This window comes from Gluconacetobacter sp. (genome assembly GCF_047721585.1).
Lineage (GTDB): Bacteria > Pseudomonadota > Alphaproteobacteria > Acetobacterales > Acetobacteraceae > Gluconacetobacter > Gluconacetobacter dulcium.
Window position 1 is genome coordinate 1 of the sequence record NZ_JBDNXE010000008.1, and the last position, 14,096, is coordinate 14,096.

A 14,096-nucleotide genomic window follows, 5' to 3' on the forward strand; every position below is an offset into this window, starting at 1 on the left:
GGCAGCAGGTCGAGCAGCTTGTGCGCCGCGTCGGGCAGGGTGTCGGCGTCCATCTCCAGATGCGCCTGGGCCGCGCCCTGCTTGAGCGCCCAGAGGAAGCCGATCAGCCCGGTATCCCAGCGGCCCAGACGATCGGTGCGGAAGGTCAGCTTCTGGCCCGGTCGTGCCTGGCGCAGCCCGTCGGACGGGAAATCGGGGACGTGGCCCTGCTGGGCGATCCAGTCGCCGGACAGGACGATCACGTTGGCAGTGTCGCTGGCCTCCAGGGACCATTCCGGACCGCGATCGGTACTGTTCACAGCCTCTCCATATCGCAGCACGTCCCGAGACGGGGCTGGAAAAAGGTGGGCAGGCGACGGAGCGCCCGTGGACGGGTTCTGTCTCCTTATCAGATGGAAGCCGTCCGGCAAGGGGGGCGGCCATCAAGGATGGGGGGGCACCAGAACCCTGCTCTGCGTCGCGGGCACGTCTCGACCCATGGCGGCGGTCGCCAGATCGTCCATCACCATGTGGGCGACCGCCTGGCGGTAATGGATCGGGTCCCAGAAGCTGGCCCGGCTGTCGGCGATGGGGCCGGGGATTTCGAAATCGATCGCCATGGTGTGCGGGGTGGCGCGGGCGATGGCGGCCATGGCGGTGCGGCAGGCGGCGCGGGTCGCCGCGACCTGGCTGCCCGGTGCGCCCTGCTGTTCCCGCGATGACGGGGGGAACCACAGGATCTTGGTGGTTTTCGCCGGAATGGCGGCCAGCAGGTCGATCAGGAACGGGACGGAGGCGGGGGCGCGGGCGGGGCCGTCCGCCTTCGCCGTGTCGAAGGCCCAGGTGCGGAACAGTTCGTCGACCCGGCGCGGGTCGTAGCGGCTGTCGGGGGGGACGAAGCTGGTATAGCCGTCGGAGCCGAAGCGCTGCTGCTTGTGCCCGATCAGCCACATGAACTGGTTGGCGGCTTCCTGCACCGCATACATGGTCAACATCTCGGTATAGCCGCGCCAGGGTGAGCCCTCGTACATCCAGTCCGGCATCGGCCGGTTGGGTTCGGACAGGCCGTGCCGGTCGGCGAAGCACCATTCGGCGTCGATGTCGATCAGCACCACGCGGGGGGTGGGATGGTGGCGCAGGAACAGGCGCAGGATGCGGCCCTGTTCCCATGGCGTGGCGCTGTTCATGGCCAGGTTGACGAAATGCGCGTCGAACGGGGTGTCGAGGATGGCCGGTTGCAGCAGGCGGCCGGTCGAGGTGCCGACCATCGCCGAGTCGAAGCGCGGGCTGATGGCCAGCGCCGGCATGCTGTAGCGCGCGTTGCTGGAAATCGGAATCCGGTGCCAGGGCGGCGACAGGGGGAGCATGTCCCATGGATCGACCAGGGCGACGAACAGGGAGAGGGTTGCGCCGAGCGCGGCCGCCGTGACGGCGAACGCGCGGGCAAAGCCCCGCCATCGGGTCTGGGGGTCAGAACTGGAAATAGATGAAGGCATCGGGAATCCGCCCGCCGATCAGCAGAAGCAGAAAGACGAAGGCGATCGCGGCGGGGACCGCGACCAGGGGGCTGGGGCGCAACATCCGCAGCATCGCGTCCTGCGAGGAGGGGCCGACCAGCGCCACGGCCAGGGCGACCCAGAACACCGCCGCATCGAGGATTCGCGCATGCCCCAGCCCGCCCAGGCCGGCCATGCCGCGCAGGACGCGCCCGGCGGTGGGGAAGTCGGGCGCGCGGAACAGCACCCAGCCGATGATGACGAACAGCATCGTTGCCGCCCATCCCGCCAGCGCCGGCAGGCGCAGGCCCGCGCGCGTCCAGACATGGTTGACGGCCAGGCCCGCGCCATGCAGCGCACCCCATGCCACGAAGGTCCAGCCCGCGCCGTGCCACAGGCCGCCCAGCATCATGGTCGCCATGAGGTTGGTCATCTGGCGCATCAGCCCGCGCCGGTTGCCGCCGAGGGGGATGTAGACGTAATCGCGCAGGAAGCGCGACAGGGTCATGTGCCAGCGCTGCCAGAAGGCGCGGATGCTGGTGGCGCGGTAGGGTACGTCGAAATTGAACGGCAGGCGGAGGCCGAACATCAGCGCCATGCCGATCGCCATGTCGGAATAGCCCGAGAAATCGAAGAAGATTTCCAGCGTGTAGGTGAGGGCCGCGACCCATGCTTCCGCGAGGTTCGGCGTGGCGCCCGTGGCCGCGTGCGCGAAGAGCGGGTTGCAGGTGAGGGCCAGCGTGTCGGCCACGCCGGCCTTTTTCGCCAGACCCAGCAGCAGGAGCATCGCGCCGCGTGACAGGTTCTCCCACATCGCGGGGCCGCGCGGGCTGGTGCCGAATTGCGGCACGATTTCCGAATGGCGGACGATGGGGCCGGCGATCAACTGAGGGAAGAAGGTCACAAATTCCAGGAAATCGAGCATGCCCCGCACCGGGCGGGCGCCGCGCAGCAGGTCGGCGTGATAGGCGATTTTCTGGAAGGTGAAGAACGAGATGCCCAGCGGCAGGAGGATGGTCCAGGCGGGCGGAGGACGGCCCGTCGCCCAATCCAGGCTCTCGGCGAAGAAATGCGCGTATTTGAAGGTGAAGAGGATCGTGAGGTTCAGCACGATCCCCGTGATCGGCCAGAGGCGGCGCCCGGTGGCCGCCCAGGCGCGGCCCAGCGCCCAGTTGGCCACCGTGAGCGCCACCAGCGCCGGGACGAAACGCCAGTTCCACAGGCCGTAGAACAGCAGGGAGGCCGCCACCAGGACCGCCTGGCGCGCCGTGCGGTGGCCGGCGCACAGATAGAACAGGGCGAGAGTCGGCGGCAGGAAGCCGAGCAGGAAAGCCTGGGTGCTGAACAGCATGTGGGTGGGGGCAGCCCTACTGGTGCCGGAAGGTCACGACCAGGACATCGCGCCAGGCGGGGCGTGCGGGGTCGATCGGTCGGACGGCGGTGACGCCGTGATAGACGCGGTTATCGTCCACCAGGGCGGCGTCCAGCGGGTCGGTCAGGGTGAAATGCCCGACGGGGCGGCGATGCAGGTCGTGGATCGTCGTCTCGCCGCTGGCCACGTTCTCGCGTTGGATCATCAGGACCAGCACCCAGTCCACGCCGTCGCGATGCAGCCCTTCGGGCGTCGGCTCGCCCGGTTCCCCGGCGCGGGCTTCGATGCGGAACTGGTGGATTTCGACATGCCAGACATCGGGGCGCCGGTCGGGCGGCGTGAGGTCGGTGACCAGCCGACGCATCAGCCGCAGCACGGCGATGAGGGCGGGATGGGTGCCGATCGTGGTTTCCACGGGGCGGAACCAGCGTTCGATGCCGCCATTCAGTTCGTTGTAATCGCGGCTCTGATAGTGGGGCTGGTGCTTCTTGCGTTCGATCGCCTCGGCCGAAACCGTGTAGGTGGCGTGCCGCCGCCGCCGGTAGCGGCCGCCATCGGCCATGTAGCGGTCCAGCCCCAGCCGGTTCCAGCTTGCGGCGAAACCCGCCCAGTCCGCCAGGCCGTACGGTTCCAGCAGCGCGCGCGTCGTGGAGGCGTGCAGGCAGGCGAAGCCGTCCTGCTCCAGGGGGGATTCGACGCCGGCCAGATCGGCTGGCAGGGAGGTGTCATTCATGGGAGGGGTCCGATTGGGGGGCCGCCGGTGCGGTGTTGGTATTGGCGGGCGGCCCCGGCGGCGTCTGTCCGACCAGCAGGGGCGCGCCCCCGAAATTGCTCATCAGCGAGATGGCGGTGGGGACCGGGAATTTCACCCCTTCGGCGACCATGCGCAGGCCCAGGCGGCGGTAATATTCGCGCCATACCTTCCATTTGCTGCCGGCTGTGGTGCGGAACGACCCGAGGAATTTTGCACCGTTCCCGTCGGCGTTATCGACACCGAGGAAGGTGAAGTCGGACAGGATCATCGGGGCGAACTGGGCGTCGGCCCGCATTTCGGTGACCACTTTCGCCAGGATGCCGGCCACGCGGTCGGGGTTTTCGGAGAGGTCGAGCATGAAGCTGACGATCACCACGTTATAGTCGCGCGAGGTATTGGCGATCGAGGTGACGGACGAGAAGGGGATGATGTGGACGTCGCCCGTGACGGTACGCAGGCGCAGCGTGCGGATGGAGAGATGTTCGACCGTGCCGGAGACGCCGCCGGCGGTGACCCAGTCGCCGACCTGCATCGCGTTTTCCACCAGCATGAAGAAGCCGGTGATGAAATCCTTGACCAGGCTTTGCGAGCCGAAGGCGATGGCGGCGCCCATGATGCCCGCGCCGGTCAGCAGCGGCGCGACGTTGAGGCCGATCTGCGACAGGGTGGTGACGGCGACGATGATGACGATGACCGTCAGCAGCACGGTGCGGATGATCGGCAGGACCGTGCGCAGCCGGATGGCGCGCGAGACCTGCTCGCTGCTTTCGTACCGGTTGATCTGGTTCTGCAACGCGGCGTTCGCGGCCTCCCACACCACGATCGCGACCGTGAAGGCGATCATGACCGACAGGATGGCGGCGACGATCCGCGTGCCCAGGTCGCCATGCAGGAAGAAGGTGACGGCCGGAAGGCCCCACGCCTGCAACAGGACGACGACCGTGACGAACACCAGCAGCGCCGACAGGGTGCGCCTGGCATAGGGATAATAGTGATCGGCGCGCGCCCGCAGGCCGGGATAGCGCGTTTCGGTGTCGTCACTGATATGGAACAGGCGGTTCTGCGCGCCGAAGAGCAGCAGGGCCAGCATGCGCGAGACGATGATGACGACGATCGTCATGACCGCGGTGCGCCAGATCCAGGCATAGCCGCCACGGATCTGGGTGGCCCAGACCAGCCAGAGTGCCAGGTCGAACACCATGGCCGGCAGCCACCACAATTGCGCCAGGCGGCCCAGGAACTGCCAGAACGGGCTGTTCTGGAAGCGGGCCGGCGGATGCAGGGCCGCCGCCACCTGATGGCGGATGCGCCAGATGAACACCGCGACCATGAGATGCTCGGCCAGCACCAGCGCGCGGATCAGGGCCTCGGTGCCGCGCGGGGCGAGATGGAACAACCCGCCCAGCGTGGAGAGGCAGACCACGATCGAGGGCATCGCGACCAGCACGTTCCACCAGCGCGTGACGATCCGGGCGGTGCGGTCCGATGCCTTGCATAGCCGGATGGTGGGCGATTTCGGCACCATCACGGTTTCGACCAGCAGGTAGATTCCACGGGCCGCGGCATAGGCATTGGCCAGGGTGAGCGTGACCAGTTCGGCCTGCTCGCTGCCGCCGAGGAAGGCCGCGCCGGCATAACCGATGCCCAGGAACAGGGCCACGGGCAGGAGCTTGGTCAGCAGATGCAGCAGCGAGAAGGGAATCCGGCGGATGATGCGCAGGGTTTCGACCTGTTTGCGGTCATCCTGGCGCCGCGTGTCTTGGACGGTGCGTTCGGCCTGTGTTTCCCCGCTGGGCACGGGTGCGCTGTCCGCGACCCGGACCCGGGCCGCGCGCTGGTTCAGACGGTGCTCGGCATCGACCGCGCGGGCGGTGATGCTGTTGAGCGGCCGGCGCAACGCGATGGACAGGCCGCGCTCGGCGGCCATGGCGAGGAGGATGATCAGCCCGGCGCGGCCGAGTGCATCGAACAGGGCGTTGCGCGACTCAGGGTCGGACAGTTCGGTGCGGAACCAGTGGCCGACGAAGGCTAGGTTGGCGAAGAGGGCGGCGAACTGGCGGGTCTGGTGGACGATGCCGTTGCGCATGGTGGACAGTTCGCCCAGCACGTCGCTGCCCACGCTGTCGGGTTCCAGCGCCACATCCGACGTGTCGGCGGAGGTGGCGGCCGGAGGATTGGCCGCCGAAGGCGCGGCTGAGGCCGTCTGTGGCAGGCCTTTTGCGATCGCATTCAGGGTGTTTGTGAACTCGGCGCGCTTCTGCGGATCGTTCAGCACGCCCAGCACCTGCTGCGCCTGCTGGGCGGTCATGCCTGGTGGGGTGGATTGCGACGTGGACGGGGATGCGGCCGCGGTATCGGCGGCCCGGCCGGGAGCCGACGGCAGGCAGAATGTGCAGAATGTGCCGAGAAGCAGCACCAGGATCGGCATCATCCGGCATGGGCGCCGCCCGGCGCGGGGAAAGGAAGGACCACGAACGGGGAAGACCGACATGCCTGTGTATGACCTCCTGGAGGGATGAACCGGGTTGGGACCGGGTTGTTACGCAGGGCCTGATTGGAAATGCGCGCTGGTGGTCCGACGCGCATCTCCAGTCAGGCTCTCATGGAGTCAGGATAGCGATCCGCGCCTCTTGCGTCACCGTATTGCGGTCCAGTTGATACAGTGCGTCCAGCAGGCGGACTTGCAGGCTGCCGGGACCGGTGGCTTCGCGGGCCGCGCGCTCGCCCGCCAGGCCGATCAGGACCATGGCATGCGCGCAGGCGGCCATCGCATCGGGCTCCACGGCCAGGCAGGCGCCGGCCAGTGCGGTGGCGGTGCAGCCCAGGGCGGTGACGCGCGTCATCATCGGGTGGCCGTTCGCGACCGTGGCGATCCGTGTGCCGTCGGTGATGTGGTCGGTCGCGCCGCTGACGACGACGCAGGCGCCGGTTGACCGTGCCAGCCGGGCGGCTGCGTCCACGGCCTGTTCGGCGGTTTTTAGCGAATCCACACCGCGCCCTTGGGGTGGCGGTTCGGCATGGCCGTCGCGCAGGTGGGCGAGTGCGATGATTTCCGAGGCGTTGCCGCGAATCGCCCGTGGGGCGTGGGCCAGGCTGTCCAGCGCGATCCGGGCGCGGAAGGCGAGTGCCCCGACCGCCACCGGATCGAGAATCCATGGCGTGCCGGCACGTTGGGCCGCCTTTGTGGCGCGGGCGATGGCGGCGGCCTGGGGGGCGGTGATGGTGCCGATATTGACCACCAGGGCGGCCGCCTGGGCGGCGAAGGCTTCGACTTCTTCCTCGGCATCGACCATGGCGGGCGAGGCGCCGAGCGCCAGCAGGGCGTTAGCCGTGCTGTTCGCGGCCACGATGTTGGTGATGTTATGGACCAGTGGCGTGGCGGCCCGGACGCGCTCCAGCGTCGTGGCGACGGCATCGGGCGTGAAGAAGGCGTTCGACATGAGGTGTGGCCTCCCGCGAAAGCCGCCTTTTTATCGGGGTGGATTGAAGCTGACGAGCGCTTCCTCCTGCTGGCGGATGACGCAGGTGCCGGCCAGCAGGTCGTGCAGGGCCTGTTTGCGGCGGGTCCACATCACCATCAGGAACCCCAGGCCCAGTGTCAGGATCGACAGGAAATGGCCGAAATACCGCACCGTCGCGCGGCCGAGGCCGATTCTCTGGCCGTGCAGGTCGGTGACGCGCATGCGGCAGGCCCGCTTGCCGGGAGTGCCTTGCAGGCGCGAGGATTCGAACAGGATATAATAAAGCGCCGGCAGGAGAATCTGGAGCACCTCGTACAGTCCGTTGCCATGCCATGTCGGATGGAAACCGCTGTAGGAATAGGAATAATCCGCCGGGACGGTGCTGATGACGTCGCTGATGCGGACGATGTCCGAGATCTGGTATTTGTTCGCTGCCGATCCGCTGTTGGTCACCGTGAGGGTGAGGCTGGGCGAGACCGCCAGCCGCATGATGCCACCCAGCACGCTGAGGATGAACGCGTCGATGATCCAGGCCAGCGCTCTGAACCAGAAGCCGGCATAGACCCAGACATAGCGGGGATGGAGGCTGCCGAACGGGTCGGAAAGCGGTGGCACGTCAGGCATGGAGCGGTCTCCGCGCGGTCGGTCGGCTACGCGCAGTCAGCTGCGATAGGACCCGTTGATGTCGATATAGCCGTGGGTCAGGTCGCAGCTCCAGGCCGTGCCGATGCCGTTGCCGAGACCCAGGTCGATCGTGATTTCGATCTCCGGACCCTTCATGTGGGCGACGACCGGGGTTTCGTCATAGCCGGGCACCACGGTGCCTTCGCGGGCGATCCAGACGCCGCCGATGGCGACCGACAGCGTGTCGCGGTTCGCGGGTTCGCCGCTCTTGCCCACGGCCATGACGACGCGGCCCCAGTTGGCGTCCTCGCCGGCGATCGCGGTTTTGACCAGGGGGGAGTTGGCGACGGCCATCGCGACCTTGCGGGCGGATTCGTCGCTGACGGCACCCTTGACCTGGATTTCGATCAGCTTGGTGGCGCCCTCGCCGTCGCGCACCACCAGCAGGGCCAGTTCCAGCAGCAGAGCGTTCAGCGCGGTGGCGAACGCGCCCAGTGCCGGATCGTCGGGCGTGGCGACGGGGGGGGTGCCGGCCTGGCCGGTGGCGAACAGCAGCACCATGTCCGAGGTCGAGGTATCGGAATCGACCGTGGTGCGGTTGAAGCTGCGGTCGGTGCCCGCCGCCAGCAGCGGTTGCAGGATGCTGGGCGGCAGGGCGGCGTCGGTGGCCACGAAGCACAGCATGGTCGCCATGTCGGGCGCGACCATGCCGCTGCCCTTGGCGATGCCCTGGATGCGGACCGGCACGCCGCCGATTTCCGTCTCGCGCACCGCCGCCTTGGGGAAGGTGTCGGTGGTCATGATGCCGCGCGCGGCGTCCGCCCAGCCGGTTTCCGACAGGGTGGCGTAAAGGCCGGGCAGGGCGGTGGAAATCTTCTCGTAGGGCAGAACCTCGCCGATCACGCCGGTCGAGGCCAGGAAGACCTCGCTGGCCGCGCAACCGACCAGGCGGGCGGCATCGGCGGCATTGGCCTGGGTGGCTTCGTAGCCGGCGCGGCCGGTGAAGACGTTGGCATTGCCGGCATTGACCACCAGCGCGCGGGCCGAGCCGTCCGGCAGCGCGGCGCGGCACCAGTCAACGGGTGCGCCGGGGCATTTATTGCGGGTGAAGACGCCGGCGACCGTGGTGCCGGGGGCGAAATCCGCCATGACCAGATCGGTCCGCCCGACATAGCGGATGCCGGCCGCCGCCGCGCCGAAACGCACCCCGGCCACGGGCGGAAGGTCCGGCAGCGCGCGGGCGAGGGGAGATACGGGGAGGGGAGCCATCGGTCCGGTCTTCTTTGTCTGGGAGCGGTTTTATCTGGGAGTGGTGTGGTCCGACCCGCCGGGGGCGGGGAGGGCTTGGTGTGCATGGAGCCGGGGGGGGGGGGGGGGGGGGGGGGGGGTGGGGGGGGGGCGGCGGGGGGGGGGGGGGGGGGGGGTGGGGGGGGGGGCGGGGGGGGGGGGGGGGGGGGCCGCGGCCCCCGCCCGCGCCCCCGGGGGCCCCGCCGAAACCGGATGAAGCGGCCGGGTTGGTCGTTACTTCTTGGTCGGAGCAGCCGGGGCCGGTGCCGCCGGGGCGGGGGTGTCGGCGATCGGCTTGCCGTTGGGGTCGTAACGCACGACCTTGACGCCGGCCACCGCCTTTTCGACCGCCTCGCGGACGCCCTGCTGGATCAGCTTCTGGCGCACTTCGTCACGCACCGCGTCCAGCTTGGGGATGGCGGCGGTGCGGGTGTCCAGCACCTCGATCACATGCCAGCCGTACTGGGTATGCACCGGCGTCTGGCTGATGGTGTGGGGCTTCATGGCGAAGGCGGCGTCGGAGAAGGCCGGCAGCATGTCGCCCTTCTTGAACCAGCCGAGGTCGCCGCCATTCTGCTTGGCCGAAGCCTTGTCCGTCGACAGCTTGGTGGCCAGGGCCGTGAAATCGGCGCCAGCCTTGAGCTGCTTGATCACGTCCTTCGCCTCGGCTTCCGTCGCCACCAGGATATGGCGGGCGTGGACTTCCTGCTCCGGCTTCTTGTTCGCGTAGTTCTGGTCGTAATAGGCCTGGATCGCGGCGTCGGTCAGCGTCGGCGTGACCTTCTGCGACAGGTAGGCATTTTGCAGCGCGTTGGAGGCGGCGGTCTGCATCTGCTGCTTGACCTCGGGCTGGTTCTCCAGCCCCTCCTTGTGCGCCGCGACCTGGATCGCCTTCTGGTCGATGATCTGGTTCAGCAGCATCGGGAAAATCATGTTCGGCGGCAGCTGGCGCAGCTGCTGCGGCATGCCGGCTGCGGCCTGGCGCACATCGTCCAGGTGAATGTCTTCGCCATTCACGGTGGCGACCAGCGGGTTCGGATTGGCCGGGGCTGCCGGCTGAGCCGTGCTGGCGGCCGGTGCGGCAGCCGGGGCCGCGGCACGGGCATGAGGGATGGAAAGCGCAGGAACGAGCAGGGCTGCCGCCAGAATGGAGGCTGCCGGGCTGGAAGGCCGCATGTGTTGAGAACCCTAAAATATAAAGCGTCCGTTTCATCATGGCCGAGCCTGTCCGGTCCTGCAAGGCTGGGTGGGCGCGGGGCGGAAAGGAGGCTTTTGAAACAGCCTTCCAGGCGGGCTTCGGTTGACCGGTGGCGGTGTGGGTCCTATCTCAGATGCCGCGCGCGCGAATGCCCTTGCTCCAGTTCCAGCCCGTCCGGGAGTCCGGCCGGGGGTGGGGCCGCGCCATTCCGGAAGGTCTACATGTTCGCCAGTCTTGCCCGTGCCCTGTTTGGAACCGCCAACGATCGTTCTCTGAAGGCTTTCCAGCGCCGCGTGCCCGAGATCAACGCGCACGAACCCGCGCTGCGCGCCCTGGACGATGCCGCCCTCGCGGCCAAGACGGGGGAGTTCCGGGAGCGGATCGCGAAAGGTACGTCGCTGGATGCGCTGCTGCCCGAGGCGTTTGCGGTAGCGCGCGAAGCGGCGCGCCGCGTGCTGGGGATGCGGCATTTCGACGTGCAGCTGATCGGCGGCATGGTGCTGCATGCCGGGCGGATCGCGGAAATGCGGACCGGCGAAGGCAAGACGCTGGTGGCGACGCTGGCCGTGTATCTGAGCGCGCTGGCCGGCAAGGGCGTGCATGTGGTGACGGTCAACGATTATCTGGCCCGCCGCGATGCCGAGGAAATGGGCCAGGTCTACAGCTTCCTGGGACTGACCACGGGCGTGATCGTGCCCAATATGGCCGACGAGGAACGGCGCGCGGCTTACCGGGCCGATATCACTTACGGCACCAACAACGAATTCGGCTTCGATTATCTGCGCGATAATATGAAGTACCGGATCGAGGACATGGTGCAGCGCCCCTTCCACCACGCCATCGTGGACGAGGTGGATTCGATCCTGATCGACGAGGCGCGGACGCCGCTGATCATCTCCGGCCCGGCCGACGACAGTTCGGACCTCTATCGTTCGGTGGACGAGGTGGTGCGCGAACTGGTGAAGCTGCCCGAGACCTTCGAGAAGGACGAGAAGTTCCGCACCGTGATCCTGACCGATTCGGGGTCGGAACAGGTCGAGACCATGCTGCGCGAGGCGGGGGTGCTGGCCGAGGGCGGGCTGTACGACATCCACAACATCGCGGTGATTCACCATGTGCAGCAGTCGCTGCGCGCCCATACGCTGTTCTCGCGCGATGTGGACTACATCGTGCGTGGCGGCAAGGTGATCATCATCGACGAGTTCACCGGCCGCATGATGGATGGCCGCCGCTATTCCGACGGGCTGCACCAGGCGCTGGAAGCCAAGGAGCATGTCGAGGTCCAGCAGGAAAACCAGACGCTGGCCTCGATCACCTTCCAGAATTATTTCCGCCTCTATCCCAAGCTGTCGGGCATGACCGGCACGGCGATGACCGAGGCCGATGAATTTGCCGAGATCTACAAGCTGGACGTGGTCGAGATTCCGACCAACCTGCCGGTGTCGCGCAAGGATGGGGACGACGAAGTCTATCTGACCGCGCGCGAGAAATATGAGGCCGTCAGCAACCTGATCGAGGAGATATCCAAGACGCCGCAGCCGGTGCTGGTGGGAACGACCTCGATCGAGAAGAGCGAGTATCTGTCGGAGCTTCTGAAGAAGCGGGGCATTCGCCACAATGTGCTGAATGCCCGTTTCCACGAGATGGAGGCGACGATCGTGGCCCAGGCCGGCGCGCCGGGGGCGATTACGATCGCGACCAACATGGCCGGGCGCGGCACCGACATCAAGCTGGGCGGCAACGTGGAGATGCGCATTCGCCAGGAGTTGGCGGATGTGGAGGACCCCGAGGAAAAGGCGCGGCGCGAGGCTGAAATTCGTGCGCAGGTGGCGGAATATCACGGCATCGTCCGCGCGGCGGGCGGGCTGTATGTGATCGGCACCGAGCGGCATGAAAGCCGCCGGATCGACAACCAGTTGCGCGGCCGTGCCGGGCGGCAGGGCGATCCGGGCAATTCGCGCTTTTTCATCTCGCTCGAAGACGATCTGATGCGCATCTTCGGGACCGAGCGGATGGGCGGGATGCTCCAGCGCCTGGGCCTGAAGGACGGCGAGGCGATCGTTCATCCGTGGATCAACAAGGCCCTGGAGCGCGCGCAGAAGAAGGTCGAGGCCCGCAACTTCGACATGCGCAAGAACACGCTGAAATATGACGACGTCATGAACGACCAGCGCAAGGAGGTTTACGCCCAGCGTCGGGAATACATGGGGGCCGAGGACCTGTCGGCGACGGTGCAGGAGATGCGGGCCGAAATCATCCACGACATGGTGCGCCGGCGCATTCCCGAGAAGGCGTTTGCCGAGCAGTGGCAGAGTGCCGAACTGGCCGAGGATGTGCGCGAGACCCTGGGGCTGGATCTGCCGGTCGCGGACTGGGCCCGCGAGGACGGTGTGGACGGCGACGTGGTGACCGAACGGCTGGAGCAGGCGGCGATGCAGGCCCAGGCGGCCAAGGCGGCCAATTTCGGCCCCTCGGTGATGCGCTATATCGAGAAGCAGGTGGTGCTGACCACATTCGACTCGGCGTGGAAGGAGCATCTGCTGGCGCTGGACCAGCTTCGGCAGGGTATCGGCCTGCGTGCCTATGGGCAGAAGGACCCGCTGAACGAGTTCAAGCACGAGGCGTTTCAGCTCTTTACCGCCATGCTCGATGAGATGCGCCTGCGCGTGACCTCGACGATGGCGCGTGTCGAGGTGGCGCCGCCGGTTCTGGATAATCCGTTCTCGCACGCCGCCGAGATCCATGCCGACCCGCAGGTGCCGGGCCTGACCTCGGAGCCCGGACCCGGTGCGCTGTTCGCCGAGACGGCGGGGGACGTTGCGATTGCAACCCCGATCGGGGCCAGTGCGATCATGCCCGATGATCCGTCAAGCTGGGGCGAGACGCCGCGCAATGCGCTCTGTCCCTGCGGGTCGGGGAAGAAGTACAAACACTGCCACGGCCGCCTAGCCTGAATGTTGGCCCGGAAACGCGCGCTGGTGGCGATCCGGCGCGCGTTTCCTGTGCTCCGATGCTCACGGCCCATAAGGCCGCTCCGCTTCGGTGCTCGGAAACACGCGACGGGCGTGCCGCTTTGCGGCACTCTCGCTCACCAGCCCACGTTTCCGGACCAACATTGAGTGGAGCGGGTCGTTAGTTTTGATGAAGATATAGAGATTTAGAGAAGACGGACGATGGCGGGTCATTCGCAATTCAAGAACATCATGCATCGCAAGGGCGCGCAGGACGCGCGCCGGGCCCGGCAGTTTGCCAAGGTGATCCGCGAGATTACCGTGGCGGCGCGTTCGGGCCTGCCTGACCCTGCGAGCAATCCGCGCCTGCGCGCCGCGATTTCGGCGGCGCGCGAGGTCAATATGCCGAAAGACACGGTCGAGCGCGCGATCAAGAAGGCGACGGGGGCCGGCGGCGGCGACGATTATGTGGAAGTGCGCTACGAGGGCTACGGCCCGGCGGGCGTGGCCGTGATCGTCGAGGCGCTGACCGACAACCGCAACCGCACGGCATCGGACGTGCGGGCCGCGTTCTCGAAATATGGCGGGTCGCTGGGCGAGACCAATTCGGTGTCGTTCATGTTCACCCGGCTGGGCGTGATCACCTATCCCGCCAGTGTCGCCAGCGAGGACGAGATGCTGGAGGCGGCGATCGAAGCCGGCGCCGAGAATGTGGAGAGCACCGCCGACGGGCACGAGGTGACCTGCCCGGTGGAATCGTTCTTCGCGGTGCGTGATGCATTGGAGACGCGCTTTGGCGAGCCGGCGAGCGCGAAATTCGACTGGCGTCCCGGGACCGTCGTGACGCTGGACGAAGAAAAGGCGCGCACCGTGCTGAAGCTGATCGACGTGCTGGACGAGAGCGACGACGTGCAGGCCGTCTACGCCAATTTCGACCTGCCGGACGACGTGGCCGAGAAGCTGTCGGCCTGACC

General features: G+C 67.4%; 10 protein-coding genes and 1 pseudogene. 2 read left to right on the plus strand and 9 right to left on the minus strand.

Features of this window, described 5'->3' with window-relative positions:
- From ABF821_RS03155 to ABF821_RS03195, 9 genes and pseudogenes are all read right to left on the minus strand, one after another.
- Nucleotides 1-299: pseudogene (locus tag ABF821_RS03155) on the minus strand (ABC transporter permease); the annotation flags it as partial.
- Between the two features lie 123 nt (nucleotides 300-422).
- Nucleotides 423-1,475 (minus strand): hypothetical protein, encoded by a 1,053-nt coding sequence (locus tag ABF821_RS03160; RefSeq protein WP_415528997.1) that lies wholly within the window; start codon nucleotides 1,473-1,475, stop codon nucleotides 423-425.
- Complete coding sequence (locus tag ABF821_RS03165) at nucleotides 1,450-2,826, minus strand: MBOAT family O-acyltransferase (RefSeq protein WP_415528998.1); 1,377 nt, start codon at nucleotides 2,824-2,826, stop codon at nucleotides 1,450-1,452. The genes ABF821_RS03160 and ABF821_RS03165 overlap by 26 nt, the downstream gene beginning before the upstream one ends.
- A 16-nt stretch (nucleotides 2,827-2,842) precedes the next feature.
- Nucleotides 2,843-3,580 (minus strand): 2OG-Fe dioxygenase family protein, encoded by a 738-nt coding sequence (locus tag ABF821_RS03170; protein WP_415528999.1) that lies wholly within the window; start codon nucleotides 3,578-3,580, stop codon nucleotides 2,843-2,845.
- The gene (locus tag ABF821_RS03175; RefSeq protein ID WP_415529000.1) at nucleotides 3,573-6,032 is read right to left on the minus strand and encodes a mechanosensitive ion channel family protein; all 2,460 of its coding nucleotides are present in this window, start codon (nucleotides 6,030-6,032) and stop codon (nucleotides 3,573-3,575) included. Before ABF821_RS03175 ends, ABF821_RS03170 begins: the two co-directional genes overlap by 8 nt.
- Before the next feature lie 169 nt (nucleotides 6,033-6,201).
- On the minus strand, nucleotides 6,202-7,041 hold the full coding sequence (gene thiM / locus ABF821_RS03180) for a hydroxyethylthiazole kinase (RefSeq protein ID WP_415529001.1): 840 nt from the start codon (nucleotides 7,039-7,041) through the stop codon (nucleotides 6,202-6,204).
- A 30-nt stretch (nucleotides 7,042-7,071) separates the two neighbouring features.
- Nucleotides 7,072-7,686, minus strand: a complete 615-nt coding sequence (locus ABF821_RS03185) for an RDD family protein (protein WP_415529002.1) — start codon at nucleotides 7,684-7,686, stop codon at nucleotides 7,072-7,074.
- 36 nt (nucleotides 7,687-7,722) lie between these two features.
- Nucleotides 7,723-8,955, minus strand: coding sequence for a bifunctional glutamate N-acetyltransferase/amino-acid acetyltransferase ArgJ (argJ, locus tag ABF821_RS03190; protein WP_415529003.1), 1,233 nt, complete (start codon nucleotides 8,953-8,955; stop codon nucleotides 7,723-7,725).
- 252 nt (nucleotides 8,956-9,207) lie between these two features.
- Nucleotides 9,208-10,149: a peptidylprolyl isomerase gene (locus tag ABF821_RS03195; RefSeq protein WP_415529004.1), complete on the minus strand. Its 942-nt coding sequence runs from the start codon at nucleotides 10,147-10,149 to the stop codon at nucleotides 9,208-9,210.
- A gap of 243 nt (nucleotides 10,150-10,392) precedes the next feature.
- Here ABF821_RS03195 and secA point away from each other — a divergent pair, with 243 nt between their 5' ends.
- Entirely contained in the window at nucleotides 10,393-13,125 is a 2,733-nt protein-coding gene (gene secA / locus ABF821_RS03200) for a preprotein translocase subunit SecA (RefSeq protein ID WP_415529005.1), read from the plus strand.
- Nucleotides 13,126-13,344: 219 nt separating this feature from the next.
- Nucleotides 13,345-14,094 (plus strand): YebC/PmpR family DNA-binding transcriptional regulator, encoded by a 750-nt coding sequence (locus ABF821_RS03205; protein ID WP_415529006.1) that lies wholly within the window; start codon nucleotides 13,345-13,347, stop codon nucleotides 14,092-14,094.
- The last annotated feature ends 2 nt before the right edge of the window (nucleotides 14,095-14,096 follow it).